General features: G+C 74.8%; 13 protein-coding genes. 9 read left to right on the top strand and 4 right to left on the bottom strand.

All coding sequences use genetic code 11. The features are described from left to right. Positions 1-349: 349 nt before the first annotated feature. Both AB0O09_RS20485 and AB0O09_RS20490 read left to right on the top strand, forming a co-directional pair. The gene (locus tag AB0O09_RS20485; protein WP_363543190.1) at positions 350-811 is read left to right on the top strand and encodes a universal stress protein; all 462 of its coding nucleotides are present in this window, start codon (positions 350-352) and stop codon (positions 809-811) included. 33 nt (positions 812-844) lie between these two features. Then, positions 845-1,516 carry a CBS domain-containing protein gene (locus AB0O09_RS20490; protein WP_363543192.1) on the top strand — a complete coding sequence of 224 codons (672 nt, stop codon included), beginning with the start codon at positions 845-847 and terminating at the stop codon, positions 1,514-1,516. Between the two features lie 127 nt (positions 1,517-1,643). Here AB0O09_RS20490 and AB0O09_RS20495 read toward each other — a convergent pair whose 3' ends face one another. Next, positions 1,644-4,001 (bottom strand): isoamylase, encoded by a 2,358-nt coding sequence (locus tag AB0O09_RS20495; RefSeq protein WP_363543194.1) that lies wholly within the window; start codon positions 3,999-4,001, stop codon positions 1,644-1,646. Positions 4,002-4,489: 488 nt separating this feature from the next. On the opposite strand from AB0O09_RS20495, the gene AB0O09_RS20500 reads away from it, so the two are divergent. Both AB0O09_RS20500 and AB0O09_RS20505 read left to right on the top strand, forming a co-directional pair. Next, positions 4,490-5,065, top strand: a complete 576-nt coding sequence (locus tag AB0O09_RS20500; protein ID WP_363543196.1) for a hypothetical protein — start codon at positions 4,490-4,492, stop codon at positions 5,063-5,065. 96 nt (positions 5,066-5,161) lie between these two features. Further along, positions 5,162-5,524, top strand: a complete 363-nt coding sequence (locus AB0O09_RS20505) for a TetR-like C-terminal domain-containing protein (protein WP_363543197.1) — start codon at positions 5,162-5,164, stop codon at positions 5,522-5,524. Positions 5,525-5,646: 122 nt separating this feature from the next. On the opposite strand, the gene AB0O09_RS20510 is transcribed toward AB0O09_RS20505, so the two are convergent. Continuing rightward, positions 5,647-5,886, bottom strand: coding sequence for a DUF1918 domain-containing protein (locus tag AB0O09_RS20510; protein ID WP_363543199.1), 240 nt, complete (start codon positions 5,884-5,886; stop codon positions 5,647-5,649). 228 nt (positions 5,887-6,114) lie between these two features. Between AB0O09_RS20510 and AB0O09_RS20515 the strand changes: the two genes are divergently transcribed. The 5 genes from AB0O09_RS20515 (at position 6,115) to AB0O09_RS20535 (ending at position 14,343) form a co-directional block, all read left to right on the top strand. Next, complete coding sequence (locus AB0O09_RS20515) at positions 6,115-6,846, top strand: ABC transporter ATP-binding protein (RefSeq protein WP_363543201.1); 732 nt, start codon at positions 6,115-6,117, stop codon at positions 6,844-6,846. A 2-nt stretch (positions 6,847-6,848) separates the two neighbouring features. Next, positions 6,849-9,770: an FtsX-like permease family protein gene (locus AB0O09_RS20520; RefSeq protein ID WP_363543203.1), complete on the top strand. Its 2,922-nt coding sequence runs from the start codon at positions 6,849-6,851 to the stop codon at positions 9,768-9,770. Between the two features lie 332 nt (positions 9,771-10,102). After that, the gene (locus AB0O09_RS20525) at positions 10,103-10,624 is read left to right on the top strand and encodes a flavodoxin domain-containing protein (RefSeq protein ID WP_363543204.1); all 522 of its coding nucleotides are present in this window, start codon (positions 10,103-10,105) and stop codon (positions 10,622-10,624) included. Between the two features lie 47 nt (positions 10,625-10,671). Continuing rightward, positions 10,672-11,313: a hypothetical protein gene (locus tag AB0O09_RS20530; RefSeq protein WP_363543207.1), complete on the top strand. Its 642-nt coding sequence runs from the start codon at positions 10,672-10,674 to the stop codon at positions 11,311-11,313. A 270-nt stretch (positions 11,314-11,583) separates the two neighbouring features. Next, positions 11,584-14,343 (top strand): GNAT family N-acetyltransferase, encoded by a 2,760-nt coding sequence (locus AB0O09_RS20535; RefSeq protein WP_363543210.1) that lies wholly within the window; start codon positions 11,584-11,586, stop codon positions 14,341-14,343. Between the two features lie 16 nt (positions 14,344-14,359). Here the strand turns inward: AB0O09_RS20535 and AB0O09_RS20540 are convergent, their stop codons facing one another. Further along, on the bottom strand, positions 14,360-15,778 hold the full coding sequence (locus AB0O09_RS20540; RefSeq protein ID WP_363543212.1) for an MBL fold metallo-hydrolase: 1,419 nt from the start codon (positions 15,776-15,778) through the stop codon (positions 14,360-14,362). An 8-nt stretch (positions 15,779-15,786) separates the two neighbouring features. Beyond that, the gene (locus AB0O09_RS20545) at positions 15,787-16,926 is read right to left on the bottom strand and encodes a putative PEP-binding protein (RefSeq protein ID WP_363543215.1); all 1,140 of its coding nucleotides are present in this window, start codon (positions 16,924-16,926) and stop codon (positions 15,787-15,789) included. Between the last annotated feature and the right edge of the window lie 79 nt (positions 16,927-17,005).

The following is a 17,005-nucleotide window of genomic DNA, read 5'->3' on the forward strand; positions in this document are numbered from 1 at the left end:
GTGGCCCGGACCCCCCAGCGGTCCGGGCCGCGTCCGCGTTCGCCGGGGTCGGACGAGGACCGGTCCTCCGGCGCCTCGACGGACCCGGCGGCCGCCTCCGGGCACGCTGCCCGAGCCGCAGCCCGCGCAGGGCGGCGCCCGGGCGGTCGTTGCCGCGCCCGTTGGCGACGACGCCCTGACGGCATGTCGGGACGAGGCGGCGAACCGAAGCGATCGGAGCTTCCGGTGGGGCACGCACGGACGCCGTTCCCCCGGGGCTGAAGGTCCCACCCGCGGGTGCCCCTCCGGCCCTTCGCCGCCGGCCCCGGACGGAGGAGGGTGGAGACAATCGCGAAGAGGGAGGAACACCGTGACCGAGCAGGACGTGACGCGGCGCAGGATCGTGGCCGGAGTGGACGGATCGCCGTCCTCGGTCGACGCGCTGCGCTGGGCCGTCGGCCAGGCCCACGAGACCGGCGCCGTCGTCGAGGCGGTGATCGCCTGGGAGTACCCCGTGACCCCGGGCTGGACCGGACCGGTCGGCACCGACGGGTTCGGAGCCGGCATCGCACGCAAGATCCTCGACGAAGTCATCGCCGAGGTGAGCGACCCGGACCGCCCGGTCTGGATCGGCGCCCGGGTCGTGGAGGGGGGCGCGGTGCCGGCCCTGCTGGACGCCGCGCGAGGCGCCGACCTCCTGGTGGTCGGAAGCCGCGGACACGGCGGCTTCACCGGCGCGCTGCTGGGATCCGTCGGCCAGCACTGCGTCCAGCACGCGCCCTGCCCGGTCGTCGTGGTCCGCCACCGCGAGGACCGACAGCCCGTCGGGTGACCCCGACGGCCCACCGAAAGGAGGAAGCCGACCATGAGACACCGAATCGTGGGCGAGTTGATGACCCGTGCCGTCGTCCACGTGCGGCCCGGGACGGGCTTCAAGGAGATCGCCCGGCTCCTCGCCGAGCACGACATCACGTCCGTACCCGTTCTGGACCGCGAGGACCGGCCGCTCGGAATCGTCTCCGAGGCCGACCTGCTGCTCAACGAGGCGGCCCGGGAGGACCCGGCCGGCCTGCTGCTCACCCCGGTTCTGGCGCCGCGCGAGTACGCCCGCAGCCGGGCCGCCACCGCCGAGGGCCTGATGACCGGTCCGGCCGTCTGCGCCCGGCCCGAGTGGACGGTGGTCGAGGCCGCCCGCCTGATGCAGCGCGAGCACCTCAAGCGGCTCCCCGTCGTCGACGAGGCGGGCCGGCTGATCGGCATCGTCAGCCGGAGCGACCTGCTGCGGGTCTTCCTGCGCCGCGACGGGGCGATCCGCGAGGAGATCCGCCGGGACGTCCTCGACCGCATCCTGGGACTCTCCCCGGACTGCATCGACGTCCGGGTGGACGAGGGGCGGGTCACCCTGAGCGGCACGGTCGAGCGCCGCAGCCTGGTGTCCGTGCTGGAGCGGCTCTGCCGGAGCGTGGACGGCGTCGTCGACGTCACCGTCCGCCTCGACCACCGCACCGACGACAGCGCCGTGTCCCCGGCCCGCTGACCCGGCGCCCGCCGGCCCCGGTCGTCCGTCCGGTGGGCCCTTTGCGCCAGGCGGCGCGCGCGGAGGGCCCCGGCCGGTGCCCCACCGGCCGCCCGGCTTCCCGAAGCAGGCGGTGGGACGTCACCGGCTACCTGGCGACGAGGAGCAGGACGGCGCGCCCGTGGAGGCGGTAGACGGTGCCGGCGCCGCCGATGAAGGCCTCGGCGCCGGGCTGGGCGACCTGGTCGGTGCCTTCGGCCCAGGTCGAGGTGTCGGTGACGCGGTACCAGTTCCTGCCCGCCCCCGGGGAGGGCAGGGTGAAGTCCACGTCGCCGGACCAGCCGTTGTAGCCGGCGTAGACCGCGCCGTTGGGGTCACCGAGTTCGGTGCCGTCGTAGCGCCAGGCCAGGGCGTGGTTGCCGGGGCTGCCCCAGTAGGTGCCGTCGGGGGCGGTGCCGGTGGGTGTGAACCAGTCGAGTTGGCCCATGCCGTTGCCGTTGCCGTCGGTGGCGGAGTAGAAGTCCGCCGGGCGCAGCGCGGGGTGGGCCCTGCGGAAGGCGATCATGCGCTGGGCGTAGGTGCGGAAGGTGCTCTGGTCCGACGTCCAGGAGGTGGTGAGCCAGTTGGCGGAGGAGTCGAGGTCGTAGGGGTTGTTGTTGCAGTTGACCGAGCGGAGGTACTCGTCGCCGCCGGTCATCATGGGGGTGCCGGCGGAGAGCATCAGCAGGGCGAGGCCGTTGCGGGCGGCCTTGCGCTGGTCGGCGGCGACGCCGCCCTGGTCCCAGGAGATGTTGGAGTCCGAGCCGCCGTCGGAGGGGCCGTACGGCCAGGGCTGGTTGTTGTTCTTGCCGTTGCAGGAGTACAGGTCCTTGAGGGTGAACCCGTCGTGGGCGACCACGAAGTTGACGGAGGCCGAGGGCTTGCGGCCGGCCGCCTGGTAGAGGTCGGAGGAGCCGGCGAAGCGGGTGGCCAGGTCGCTCGGGGTGACGTTCTGGCTGCCCATGGCGTTCTGGTCGCGGCGCACGGTGTCGCGGAACTTGTCGTTCCATTCCGACCAGCCGTTGGGGAAGTTGCCGACCTGGTAGGTGCCGGCGCCGAGTGCCCACGGCTCGGCGATCCAGTCCGTCCCGGTGCCGCCGGCCGCGGGGCGGGCGGGCATCGCGTCGGTGATCCGGTTGAGGGCGGTGTCCGGGTCGGTGCGGCTGTACTGGAAGCAGCCGTGCTGGCAGGTGTTGCCGAGGACGGGGGCGAGGTCGAAGCGGAAGCCGTCGACGCCCAGGTCGTCCTTCCAGTGGGCGAGGGAGTCGGTGACGAGGGTGCGGGTGGCGGGGTTGTAGGTGTTGAGGTTGCCGTTGACGCCGGTGTTGTCCCAGGAGGCCTGCATGTCGCTGGTGAGCGAGTAGTAGGCGGGGTTGTCCAGGCCGCGCATGTTCAACAGGCTGTAGGTGTTCTTGTCGCCTGCGTTCCACGGGCCGCCCTCGGCGGCGTGGTTGTACACGACGTCGGTGAAGACCTTGATTCCCGCGTCGTGGTAGGCCTTGACCATCTCCTTGAACTCGCGGGTGGGCCCGCCGGGGCTCTTGTCGGAGGAGTAACGGCGTTCGGGAGAGAAGAAGTTGAGCGTCTCGTAGCCCCAGTAGTTGTCGCCCGCGGTGCCGGTGGGGTCGGCGTCGTTGGCGTCGTTCTGGGTCTCCTGGACGGGCAGGAACTCCACCGCCGTCACGCCGAGTGCGGCGAGCGCGGACGCCTTGAGTGCCGCTCCCTTGTAGGTGCCCCGGTAGGCCGTGGGGACGCCCGGGTCGTTCATGGTGAGGCCGCGGACGTGGACCTCGTAGACGACGTCGTCCTTCAGCGCCCGGGTCGGCTTGCTGCCGGTGGCCGTGGTGTCGGCGGTCAGCACGATGCCCTTGGGGGCCTGCGCGCCGTCGTCGACGGCCCGGTACTGGGGGCCGGTGCCGTAGACGGTCTTCGACGGGCCGCCCGGGGTGAGCGGGTCGTGGGTGAGCTCCAGCGCGTACGGGTCGGTGAGCAGCTTGTTCGGGTCGAAGCGGTTGCCGGCCGCGTCCACGTCGGAGACGAAGCCGGCCGAGGAGCCCTTCGTCCAGGACGGGTCGTACGGCCAGTTCGGCCCCCAGGCACGGTAGCCGTAGTAGACCGGCCCGGTGATGCCGTACTGGCCCTGGACGGTCGCCACCGGCACGTTCGTCGACCACACGTTCGTCGCGGCGTCCTTCGTCAGCGTGATCCTGGCGGCCTCCTGGCTGCCGGATGCCGCCGCGTACAGGTAGAGCTCGATTCGAGTGGCCCGGGAGGAGTAGATCCGGAAGTCGATGCTCGTCCCGGTGCCGTCGTAACGGGCGCCGAGGGCCTGGCTGGTGGCGGCGGCCGCCGGAACGGACGAGCCCCCGGGGCCGGCCAGGGCTGTGGCCAGCGCGGTCGCGGTGGCGAAGGCGAGCGGCCTGAGGCGGGTCGATCTCCGGCTGCGGACAGGGCGGGGCAAGGGCATGGCAACTCCTGAGTCGGGGTGGGGGAGCGGCCGCGGATGCCGGGCGGCCGCACCGACTTCCTGCAATTACTTGCAGGATTTTGCTGCAAGGTATCGGTGGTCGAGGTGCACGTAAAGGCGTCGCGCGCGGTTCGCATGCGGCAGCCGGTGCGGCGACGGACGGGTGGGTGGGGGGAATGCGGCGGAAAACGCGGTCACGGCGGTGGGGGCCCGGGATCGAACGGCCCGAGTACCGAGCACGGGTGGCCGAGTGTCAGCCGAGCTGCGGGTGAGTACGCGCACTCATGGGTGCGGAGATCGCCGGCCGCCAGGGTTGCGGGCATGCGGAAGATCTCTCTCCCCGCGCCCGTCCTGGCCGCCGCGTTCGGCTGCCTGGTCCTGGCCGGCTGCGCCCCCCGGCCCACCGCCGCCGCAGGTCACACCCGCTCGGGCAGTGCCGGCTCGGCGCCGACCCGGCCGACGCCCTCGCGACCTCCGGTGACCCGGAGATGCGCTTCCTCGCGCTGGTCACCCGCATCATGCAGAAGTGCGCCCCGAACGCCCTGAGCGACAAGGGCGGCGGCGTGGTGCCCGGACCCGGGGAGCCGGCGGCCGCGGAGGAGGAGGTCCCACCGCGGTACGGTCCGGGGCAGACGCCGCCGGGCACCCCCGACGCGGACGGCGACATACCGGTCCCGCTTCCCTCGGACGCCCCCGAGCCGTCGGGTTCGGCCTCCGCCCCCGCCGGTGCCGGGCCGCTCGGGGAGGTGCCGCTGACCGGCGTCGACGAGTGCGCCGCCGGCGAGCACGCCGAGCGCATCCGCGAGGCGTTCGCCCGCACCGGAGCGACCGGCTTCGAGGCGATGCGCGACCGGCCGACCGGCCTGGACCACCCCGCCTCGCGGCTCCACCGGATGCCCGACCGGGCGGGCGCGCCGCAGGTCCGGATCGACCTGATCTTCATGGGCGACAACCTGGCCCTGGAAGTCACCGGCACCGGCGGCGGCGTGACCGTCGAGCCGTTCGGGGCATCCGAGCGGGAGGACGTCCAGGTGGCCGACGTCGAGCGGACGCCCACCTCCTGACCGGACCCCACCGGCCCGCCGAAGGAGGCACGGCCGGCGGGACCGCGGCCGCCCTCGCCACGCTGCGCCCTCGCCGCGCCGCACACCACGGGCGACGTGCGCGCCGACCTCGCAGCCGTCCTCACCCGCACCGGCGGCATGGCCCTGATCGGCACCGGCCTCGCCGAGGAGGAGCACACTCCCGAACTGCTGGAACTGCTGCGTGAACACGCGGTGCTTCCGCGCCGCGCCGGCCTCGTACGGGTCCTCGACCAGCCCCGTGCCGCGGGCACCGCCGCCGACCACCTGGACGCCGAGTCGCTCGCCTCCGCACTGCTGGGCGCCTTCTACGCCGACTACCTCGCCGGTCGCACCGCCGACCCCGGCTGGGCCGACCGCGTCGTGGCCGCACTGCTCCGACGCGGAGCCGACCCGCCCGGGCCACGCGGCACGCTGCGGCTCACGCCACCGCCCTCCTGACGCCGGTGGAACGGCGGCCCGCGCGAGCCGGCCGCCGGACCGACGGGCACGACCACCCGCGCACCGCCGCACTCGCCGCAAACGCCGCCTGCCGGCCGGACGCGCCCGACGCGGCCAAGGCCTCAGTCGGCGAAGGTGTGGAGCACACCGGCCGGCCGCAGGTCCCGCCCCGGGTGCTCGAAGTGGTGCAGCCGGGTGTCCGGGCCGGGGAAGAACATGGACACCCGGCCCGTCTCCGACCAGCGCACGTCCCAGGGCGGGCTGCCGTCCGGGTGGTGCAGGGCCACGATCTCCCCGTCGCGGCGCGCGGCGCCGGGGCGGGTGGCGTTCACGATGACCCGGTCGCCGATGTCGGCCTTCATGGCGGGCCTCCGTCCTCGAAGCGTTCCCGGGTGCGCCGGGCCCCGGCTCCAGACCAGCAGGGGATCCGCCGGCGGCGCCAGGGCCGGGCGGGCACCCCGCCTGGGCCGAACGGCCTCGCCGACCGGCGGGCCCGTCCGCCGCGGGCATCGGGCCGGTCGGCACTTGGGGCGGGCCGGCCCGCCGGAGGAGGCTGGGAGTCGGGGACCGCCCGCACCGAGGAGACGGCCATGTCCACCCCGACGAGCGACGCACCGCGGCCGCTGCTGGCCGCCACCGGCGTCCGCAAGGTCTACCGGACCGGCACCGTCGAGGTGACCGCGCTGCGGGACCTCGACCTCACCGTCCTGCCCGGTGAACTCGTCGGCGTGATGGGCCCGTCGGGATCGGGCAAGACCACCCTGCTCAACTGCCTGTCCGGGCTGGACGACATCGACGCGGGACGGGTCGAGGTCGAGGGCCGCGACCTGTTCGCCATGTCGGACGCCGAACGCACCGAGCACCGCGCCCGCGCGATGGGCTTCGTCTTCCAGGCCTTCAACCTGATCCCGGTCTTCTCCGCCGCCGAGAACGTCGAACTCCCGCTGCTGCTCACCGGCACCGCGCCGCGCGAGGCCCGTGCCCGGGCCGAAGCCATGCTGGACCGCGTCGGCCTCGGCCACCGCACCGCGCACCGGCCCGGCGAACTCTCCGGCGGCGAGCAGCAGCGCGTGACCATCGCCCGCGCCCTCGTCGCCCGGCCCGCCGTGGTCTGGGCGGACGAACCCACCGGCAACCTGGACAGCACCATGGCCGCCCAGGTGATGGACCTGCTGCACACCCTCAACCGTGACGAGGGCCAGACCATCGTGCTGGTCACCCACGACGAGGCCATCGGCGCCCGGCTGCCCCGCGTCATCCGGATGCGCGACGGACGGCTCGTCTCCGACACCTGCCAACCCGAGCTGCAGGCGGCGGGCTGACCATGTACCCGAACCTCCTCCTCCCGCTCCTCGGCGTCCTCGGGGCCGCCCTGCTGACGCTGCTGCTCGTCGCCGTCCGCAAGCCCGTGGTGCGCCGCCTGGCGCTGCGCCAGGTCGCCCGGCGCCGGACGGAGGCGGCCCTGGTCGTCACCGGATCCGTCCTCGGCACCGCGATCATCGTCGGCGCGCTCGTCGTCGGCGACACCCTGAACTTCTCCGTCCGCCAGGAGGCCTACCGCACCCTCGGGCCGGTCGACGAACGGATCGTCAGCACCGACCCGGCCGCGGGCCGCGCGATCGCCGACCGGCTCCGGCCGCTGGCGGCCGATCCCGATGTCGACGGCCTGCTCACCGCCGAGGTCGCGCAGGCCGCGGCGGTCAACACCCACGCCGCACAGCCCGTGGCCGAACCCCGGGTGCTGGCCTGGCAGATCGACTTCGACGCGGCCGCCCGCTTCGGCGCCGACGGCGGCCCCTCCGGACTCGCCGGACCGACACCGCCTCCGGGCCAGGTCGTGCTCAACGAACCCCTCGCCCGGTCGCTGAAGACCGGCGCAGGCCGTCCCGTCACGCTGTACCTGAACGGACACGCCGCCGAGTTCACGGTGGCCCGGGTCGTCCCGCAGCAGGGCCTCGCGGGTGCGGGACTCGGCGGACGGGTCAACCGCAACGCCTTCCTGCCGCCCGGCACGCTGGACGCCGCCGGAGCGGGCGCCACGCACGCGGTGACCCTGGTGTCCAACCGCGGCGGCGTCGAGACGGGCGAGAGGCTCACCGGCCCCGTCACCGCCGAGATCCGCAGTGCGCTCGGTCCGGACGCCGGCCGGGCCGCCGTCGACACCCCCAAGCACACCGTTCTCGACCAGGCCGCCGCGACGGGCGACGCGCTGGGCGCGCTCTTCCTGATGATCGGCAGCTTCAGCATCATCGCGGGCGCCCTGCTGCTGGTGAACATCTTCGTGATGCTCGCCGAGGAACGGAAGACCCAGCTGGGCATGCTCCGCGCGGTCGGACTCAAACGGGCCCACCTGGTCGGCTCGTTCAGCATCGAAGGGGCCCTCTACGCACTGGCCGCCGCACTGCCCGGCGTGGCCGTCGGCATCGCGGTCGGCTGGGGCGTCGCCGTGGCCGCCGCCCAGATCTTCCGCAGCTGGTCGGTCGACGGCAGCGGCCTCGACATCGCCTTCGCCGTCACCCCCACCAGCCTCGTCAACGGCGCCGCGCTCGGCCTGGTGATCGCCCTGGCCGCGATCGCCGCCACCAGCGCGCGGATCAGCCGCTTCAACGTCATCGCCGCCGTACGCGACCTGCCGGTCGAGTCCGGCCGCCGGCCGCGCCGCCGCCGGGTCGCCGTCTCCACGGCCCTGAGCCTGCTCTGCGCCCTGGCCGCCGTCCCGGCCCTCGCCCGGAGCCAGGCCGAACAGACCTACCTGCTGCCCGCGTTGGCCGTGGCGTTCGCGGTGCCCGCCGCGTCCAGGGTGATGCCGCGCCGGGCGGCCACCAGCATCGCGGCCGCGCTGGTCCTGCTGTGGACGCTGGCGGCGAGCGTGATCCGCCCCCGCGTCTTCGACACGCCGTCGATGGCCGTCTACGTCATCCTCGGCACCCTGGCCGCCTTCTCCGCCGTCGTCCTGGTCAGCGAGAACCAGCACGCCGTGCTGCGGCCGCTGCGGCGCCTGACGGACCGCCCCACCCAGCAGGGGCTCGCCACCCGGCTCGCCGCCGCGTACCCGCTGGCCAAACGGTTCCGCACCGGCTCGACCATGGTGATGTACACCCTGATCGTGCTCGTCCTGGTGCTGCTCACCGAGATCAGCGGCATCATGAACGCCAGCATCGACCAGGCCGCCGCCGACGCCACCGCCGGCTACACCCTCCGCGTCGACTACAACCCCCGGACCGCGAACCCCCTGACGGACCTGCGCACCGGCCCGCTCGCCCGGCAGATCGAGGCCGTCGCCCCGTTGCTGGAGGCCCGCGGACAGGCCACCGACCCCGGCCACCGCACCCCCGCGCCGTTGGAGACCTCCGTCGTCGGCGTGCCCGACGGCGCGACCAGTGGCATCGCCTTCCGTGACCGCCTGCCCGGCCTGCCCGACGACAAGGCCGTCTGGGACGCCCTCGCCACCCACCCCGACTACGTCGTCCTGGACAACTTCTTCGGCCACACCGGCGGCCCCAGCGGCAAGTTCTACGCCCCCGGCGACACCCTCACCCTGACCGACCCGGTGACCGGCCGCGCCGAGCCGAAGACCATCGCCGGGGTGCTGACCAGTGGCCTCGCCTTCTACCCCGGCACGGGCAGCAGCGCCACCGTCTACCCGCTGGTGATGGGCGAGCAGGCCGTCCGTACGCAGTTCGGGCCGCAGGCGCAGACCGCCGCCGCCCTGATCCGCACCGCCCCCGGCACATCGCCGGAGGACCTGGCGGGCCGGCTGCAGGGCAGCCACCTCTCCGCGAGCCTGGTCGCCACCCCGATCGCCGCCGACGTGCACCGGCTGTTCGCCGCCAACACCGCCTTCTTCCGGCTCATGCAGGGCTTCCTCGCCCTCGGCCTGCTGATCGGCATCACCGGGCTCGGCGTCGTCATGGTCCGCGCCGTCCGCGAACGCCGCCGCACCATCGGCGTGCTGCGCGCCCTCGGCTGCCAGGCCCGCACCGTCGAACGGTCCTTCCTGTGGGAGAGCGGACTCGTCGCCCTCGAAGGCACCCTGCTCGGCGCGGCCCTCGGCGTCCTCACCACCTGGCTGATGTACCAGAAGAGCTCCGCCTTCACCGGTCTCGACGGCGGCTTCCCCGTCGAATGGGCGCAGATCGCGGTCCTCGCCGCCCTCACCCTCGCCGCCTCCCTGCTCGCCGCCGCGGGCCCGGCCCGGCGCGCCGCACGGATCAGGCCCGCCCTGGCCGTACGCCTCCCGGACTGACCGCCCCCAGCCGCCCGCCGCGCCCCGGAGCTCCGCCGCGACGGCCGCCGCCCACGCGTCCACCCCGTCCCGGTCCGTGTGCTCGCCGTACCGGCCGCCCATCAGCCGGAGGACCAGCCGACCGGTCGCCGGCCAGTGCTCCGGCGCGACCGCACCCGCGAACTCCCGTGGCCCCGGTCCCTCCATCGCACACCCCGGCCTCCCCGCAGGCAGGGACCGTTCGGCCCTGGGAACGGGACACGCGGCCCTGTCGCCGCGGACCGGACCGGGACGACACTGGAAGCACAAGCCCGGCCGGCCCCTCAGGGGACCGATTCCGCGGGAGGCACACCATGACGAAGCAGCGGGTCCTCGTGGCGTACGGCACCAAGCACGGCGCCACGGCCGGCATCGCCGAGGAGATCGGGCGGGTCCTGGACGAGGAGGGCTTCGCGACCGAGGTCGTCCCCGCAGCCGAGGTCACCACCGTGGCGGACTTCGACGCCGTCGTCCTCGGCAGCGCGCTCTACATGAACCACTGGCAGCGCGATGCGCTCCGCTGCGCCCACCGCCACGCCGACGAACTGGCACGGCGGCCCGTCTGGCTGTTCAGCAGCGGGCCGGTCGACAGCTCTGCCGAACAGCACGAGATCCCGCCGGTCGCCCAGGTGGCCGAGGAGTTGGAGCACCTCCACGCGCGGGGGCACGTCACCTTCGGCGGCAGTGTGACCGCCGAAACGCCGGGCTTGGTCGCGCGGAGCATGGTCAGGCACGGCAAGGGCGGCGACTTCCGGAGCCCCGAGCACATCCGGCGCTGGGCACAGGAGATCGGCGCCGAGCTCCGCGCGGACGAAGCCGGCCCGGCCGGGGGCTGACGGTCCGTCACGACACTGTCCCGGCAGCAGACCCGAGGAGGCGTGCCATGCCCGCCGCAGCCATGTCGCCCCGCCCGTCCGAGGCGGGCCGTCCGGTCCTCCGCCACCTGCGCCGGGCCGCCGGCCTCGACCGCAACCCGCTCTGCCGCACGGCGGACCGCGCCCGCAGCCGGCTGCTCGTCGGCGCCGTGCTGCTCGCCGTCCTCTCGGTCGCCGCCGCCCTGGTGACCGCCCAGGTCCTGCTGCACGACATGCGGGCCGACGCCCGACGGACGGCCCCGCACCGCCACCAGGTGACCGCCACGACCCTCGCGGCGGCCGTCGACACCCGGGACCGACCGCTCGACGCCGCCGCCGCGCGGGCCACCTGGACCCTCGCCGGAGCGACCAGGACGGGAACCGTCACGGTCCCGAGCGGCACGCCGCAGGGCACGCAGGTGCCGATCTGGGTGGACGACGCCGGCGCCGCCGCCGAACCGGTGCCGCCCGACAGCCAGTTGGCGGTGTCGGCGGCCAGCTACGGCCTGATGGCACTGGCCGCCGCGGGCACGGTGTCCACCGCCGTCTTCGTGCTGCGTCGCGGTGTGCTCGACCACCGGGCCGCCGACGCGTGGGAGGACGACTGGACGGCGGTCGAACCGCTCTGGTCCGGCCGCACGGACCGGCCCGGCACCGGCGGCGAGCGGTAGGAAGGGCGCTCGGACGGTGGATTCAGGGGCGCGGGGAACCGCGCGATTCGGATGCGGGCCACGTCTCGGGCCAGGGGTGAGCCGGATTCCCCAGGAGCACCGATCCCGGGCTGCGCAGTTCCCCGCGCCCCTGATTCGTCCACCCGAGCGCCTTTCGAAGACTCGGCTGCGGGGCCATCGGCCTGGCCGTACCTCCCGCACGGGAGGACGGTGGAGGGAGCAGCGCCCGGGGCCGCACGAGCGGTGCAGGGCCGGACGGAGGGAGTCGTCATGTCCGTCACCGAGCCGCCGGTGTCCGCGGCGGAGGCACTGCTCGCCGACGGGACGACCGTCCTCGTCCGGCCCGTCGGGGCCGCGGACCGGGCCGCCGTCCTGGACCTGCACGAGCACGGGATGTCCGACGAGAGCCGCCGGATGAGGTTCCTCGGCACGAGCCGTCGGTCTGCGGCGACGGTCGCCGACCGGCTGTGCGGACCCGGTCGGGCCGAGGTCCTGGCCCTCGGCGCCTGGGCGGACGGCGAACTGGTGGGGGAGGCGGACTGCGAAGCCACCGGGCCGGGTGGGAGCGCCGAGCTGGCGATGGCGGTCGCCGACGCCTGGCACCACCGCGGCGTCGGCACCCTGCTCGTCGAGCACCTCGTCCACGCCGCCCGCAAACGCGGCATCCACGAGTTCGTCGCCGACACGCTGGCCGGCAACCGGGCCGTGCACAAGGTCTTCTCCGACCTCGGGCTGCCCGTCCACCGGCACCTCGACCACGGCGAGATCCGGGTGCGCGTCCCGCTCGACGAGGACGACGAGGGGTACCTGCGCGCCGTCGAGGAACGCGGCCGGACGGCCGACCTGGCCAGCCTCGCCGCCCTGCTCCGCCCGCGGTCGGTCGCGGTCGTCGGCGCGTCCCGCCGCGCCGGATCGGTGGGCCGCACGGTACTGCTGAAGCTCCGCCGCGGCGGCTTCACCGGGCCGGTGTGGGCCGTGAACCCGCACACCGGGGTGATCGCGGGCGAGCCCGCGTACCCGGGGATCGCCGTCCTGCCCGGGGCGCCGGAGCTCGCCGTGCTGGCCGTGCCGGCGGCGGCCGTGCCGGGCGCGGCCGAGGAGTGCGGCCGCGCCGGTACGAAGGCCCTCGTGGTGCTCGCCTCCGGCGTGGACGCGGCGCAGACACGGCAGTTGGTGGACAGCTGCCGGCGGCACAGCATGCGCCTGGTGGGTCCGAACAGCCTGGGCATCGTCCAGACCGACCCGGGGGTCCGGCTGGACGCCGAGTTCGGCGGGGCGTTCCCGCTGCCCGGCACCGCCGGGGTCGCCGTGCAGTCCGGAGGCGTGGGCATCGCCCTGCTGGAGCGCCTCGCCTGGCTGGGCATCGGCGTCTCCACCTTCGTCTCGCTCGGCGACAAGTGCGACGTCAGCGGCAACGACATGCTGCAGTGGTGGGAGAGCGACGGCCGGACGGACCTGGCCCTGCTGCACCTGGAGTCCTTCGGCAGCCCGCGCGCCTTCGCCAGGACGGCCCGGCGGGTCACCCGGACCCTCCCCGTCCTCACCGTCGACGCCGGGCGCTCCGACGCGGGCCGGCGCGGCGCCGCCTCGCACACGGCCGCCGCCGCGACGCCGACCGTCACCCGGGAGACGCTCTTCCGCCTGGCCGGGATCACCGCCGCGCACAGCATCGCCGAACTCGTCGGGGCCGCCGCCCTGCTGCACGCCCAGCCGCTGCCCGACGGCCGCGGACGCGTGGCGGTGGTCTCGAACGCCGGCGGGATCGGCATCCTCGCCGCGGACGCCTGCGCCGAGGCCGGGCTCGAACTGCCGCCGCTGCCCGCGGACACCGTCGCCGAGCTGCGCGGCCTGCTGCCCGCCGGGGCGGGGACGGCGAACCCGGTCGACACCACGGCGGACGTCGACCCGGCCGTACTCAGGGCCTGCCTCGACGCGCTCGTGCGGGCCGAGACCGTCGACGCCCTGCTGGTCTGCCTCGTGCCGACCGCGCTCGTGCAGCACGACGCGGACCGACCGCTGCACGCCCTGCTGGACGGCCCGGGCCGCCGGCAGCTGCCGGTCGCGGCCGTCCTGCTGGACCAGGAGGTGCCCGTCCGGTACCGGACCTGCGCGGACGGCGGACTCCTGCCCTCCTACACGGACCCGGCCGCCGCCGCGCGGGCCCTCGCCCACGCCCGGGACCGGGCGCGATGGCTGGCCGAACCGCCCTCCGCCCCGGCCGCCCCGCCGGCCGCCGACACCGCCGGCGCCCGGGGCCTGGTCGACGCGTACCTGGCCGCCCGGCCCGACGGCGGATGGCTCGACCCGGAGACCACCACCGACCTGCTCGGCCGCTACCGGCTGCCGCTCGCCACCGCCGTCCTGGCACGGACCGAGGACGAGGCCGCCGATGCCGCCCGGCAGTTGGGCCCGCTCGGCCACGAGGGCCGCCTCGCGGCCAAGGCGTACTGGCCGGACCAGGTGCACAAGAGCGCCGAGGGCGCCGTCAGCCTCGGCATCGTCGGCGAGACCCGGGCACGGGAGTGCTACCGGGAGTTCCAGGACCGCTTCGGCGACCGGACAACCGGCGTGGTGTTCCAGCCCATGGCCGCACCCGGCCTCGAACTGCTGGTCGGCGCGGTGCAGGACGAGGTGTTCGGGCCGCTGGTCCTGCTCGGCCTCGGCGGCACCGCGACCGACGTCCTCGGCGACCGCACCACCCGGTTCGCCCCGCTGACCGAACGCGATCTGGAGACCATGCCCGCGGACCTCAGGGCGGCGCCCCTGCTGCTCGGCCGGCCCGGAGCGCCCGGCGCGGACCCGGAGGGCCTGCGCGGGGTGCTCACCGCGGTCTCCGCCCTGGCCTGCGACCTGCCGCAGGTCGTCGAGGTGGACCTCAACCCGCTGATCGCCCGGCCCGACGGGGTCGTCTGCGTCGACGCCCGGGTCCGGGTCGAACCCAGGCCCTCCTTCGACCCCTACCTGCGGAGACTGCGAGGGCCGGCCCGGGCGGGGGAGACGGCGGCACCGGGCGGGACGGGCGAGGCGTGAGGCGCACCGTCCCGCCTCAGCCGACCAGGACGCGTTCGCCCGAGCGCGGCACCACGGCCGTCCAGCCGAGTTCGCGGTCGATCCGGTCGCGGAGGGCCTGCGCACCTTCGGGCTCGCCGTGCACCAGGTACGTGGCGCTCGGCGGCGGGGCGGCCCGCAGCCACTCGACGACCTCCGCCGCGTCGGCGTGGGCGGAGAAGGCCGGAACGTTCACCACCTCGGCGCGGACGGGCACGTAGGTGCCGTACATCTTCAGCACCCTGGCCCCGTCGACGAGTCGGCGGGCGCGGGTGCCCTCGGCCGCGTAGCCGACCACGACGACGGTGTTCCGCGGGTCGGGCAGCAGGCGCCGCAGGTGGTGCACGACGCGGCCGCCGGTGGCCATTCCGGAGGCGGAGACCAGCACGGACGGCACGGCGGAGCGTTCGAGGGCCAGCGACTCCTGGAGCGAGTGGATCGGCTCGAACGGCTCCGGGTCGAGGGCCGTCGTGTCGTCCAGCACGTCGGGCCGCAGCTCGGGCGAACGGCGGGCGAAGGCGTCGCGGTACACCTGCAGCGCGGCCAGCGCCATCGGGCTGTCCACGTACACCGGGGCGCCGGCCCGCAACCGTCCGCTGCGGCGCAGTTCGGCGAGTTCGTGCAGGACGACCTCGGTGCGGTCGACCGCGAAGGAGGGGACGACGACCGTGCCGCCGCGGGCGAAGGTCCGCTCGACCGCGCGCGCGAACCACTCGCGGGCGGCGGTCTCCTCGTGGTGCCGGTTCCCGTAGGTCGACTCCACCAGCAGCACGTCCGCACCGGTGAACGGTTCGGGCCGGCGGAGCAGGGGGTGCACCGGGCGGCCCAGGTCGCCGCTGACGGCAAGGGTGTGCCCGTCCTCCAGGGTGAGGTGCGCCCAGGCGGAGCCGAGGATGTGCCCGGCCCGTGCGAGGCGCAGGACCGTCCCCGCCTCGATCTCGACGTCCGTGTCGAGCGGGACGGGGTCGAACATCCGCAGGGCGTTCTCGACGTCCTCGTCGTCGTACAGCGGCTCGGCGGGGCGGTGCTTGGACCAGCCGTGCTCGTTCGCGTGGTCGGCTTCCTCACGGAGCAGGTGCGCGCTGTCGCGGAGGATCAGTTCGGCGAGCCGGGCGGTGTCCGGGGTGGTCAGGACGGGGCCGCGGAACCCGTCGCGGACCAGTCTGGGCAGGTAACCGCAGTGGTCCAGGTGGGCGTGGGTCAGGACGACGGCGTCGATGTCGGCCGGGTCGAGCGGCAGCGGACGGCGGTTGCGGCGGCGGAGTTCGGCGAGGCCCTGGAAGAGCCCGCAGTCGACCATGAGCCGCGCGTGGTCGGTCTCGACCAGGAACTTGCTGCCGGTGACGGTGCCGACGCCGCCGAGGAAGGTGAGCAGGCCGGGGCGTGGGGCCGGGGACGGGGGTGGGGTGGTGTTCACAGCGGTCCTCACGCCGTGCGGTGCCGGGCGTGCTCCGCCGCCGCGACCTGCTGCTTGACGGCGGCGAAGCTGTCCGGGGTGACCGAGATCGAATCGATCCCGGCGTCGACCAGGAAGCGGGTGAACGCGGGGTCGTTGCTGGGGCGTTGGCCGCACAGGCCGACGTGGCGGCCGGCCGCGTGGGCGGTGGCGATCAGTGTCTCGATGCTGCGGGTGACCGCCGGGTTGCTCTCGTCGAAGAGGTGGGCGAGCAGGTCGGAGTCGCGGTCGACGCCGAGGGTGAGCTGGGTGAGGTCGTTGCTGCCGACGGAGAAGCCGTCGAACCGCTGCGCGAACTCCTCCGCGAGCAGGACGTTCGCCGGGATCTCGGCCATCACGAAGACCCGGAGCCCGCCCCGGCCCCGCTCCAGGCCGTTGTCCGCCATGACCGCGAGCACCCGGTCGGCCTCCTGCGGGGTACGGCAGAAGGGGATCATGACCACCAGGTTGGTCAGCCCCATCCCGTCACGGACCCGGCGCAGCGCCCGGCATTCGAGGGCGAAGCCCTCCCGGTAGCGGTCGTCGTAACCACTCCGGGCGGCATCGGAAGCAGCACCCCGCTGCTCATCCGGATCGCCGTCCTCCGCACCCGAGGGCCGAAGGCCATGAACACGAACAGCACGACGTCGACCGTCTGGGGCGAGGTGACCGACGCACCGGACGGCACCACACGGCAGGTCGTCGCACGGTGCCGTCGGCTCGGCCTCGGCCAGGACGAGGCAGCCGCACGCGCCGGTGTGCCGCCGCGCCACCTGGGCTCCCTGCCGGAATTCGGGCCGGGGTTCGACCCGGGTCCGGTGTTCCGCCCGGCACGCGTCCCGGGTCTCGGTCACGAGGCCCTCGTGGGACGCCGCCCGGAGGAGCCTCCGGAGCGCCCGACGGTGGTCCTCCGACCCCGCCCGGTCGGGATCACCGAGGAGGAATGCCGGGAGCGGTTGGGTACCCACGGCGTCGTCCCGGTCGACGACAGGGCCCCGGCAGGCGGGTGAGGCGTCGGCGGCCCGTCCGAGGCGGGTCGGCCCGGAGGGCAGGACCGAACGGCCCTGCACCGACCGGAGCGGCCGGCGGACAGTGGAAGTACAGGCCCGACGAGGGAGGAGCAGGACCATGCAGCACCGGAGCGTTCACGACGTCATGACCCAGGAAGTGGTGACCGCGAGGCCGGACACGCCGTTCAAGGCGGTCGTG

The organism is Kitasatospora sp. NPDC093679 (assembly GCF_040683455.1).
Lineage (GTDB): Bacteria > Actinomycetota > Actinomycetes > Streptomycetales > Streptomycetaceae > Kitasatospora > Kitasatospora arboriphila.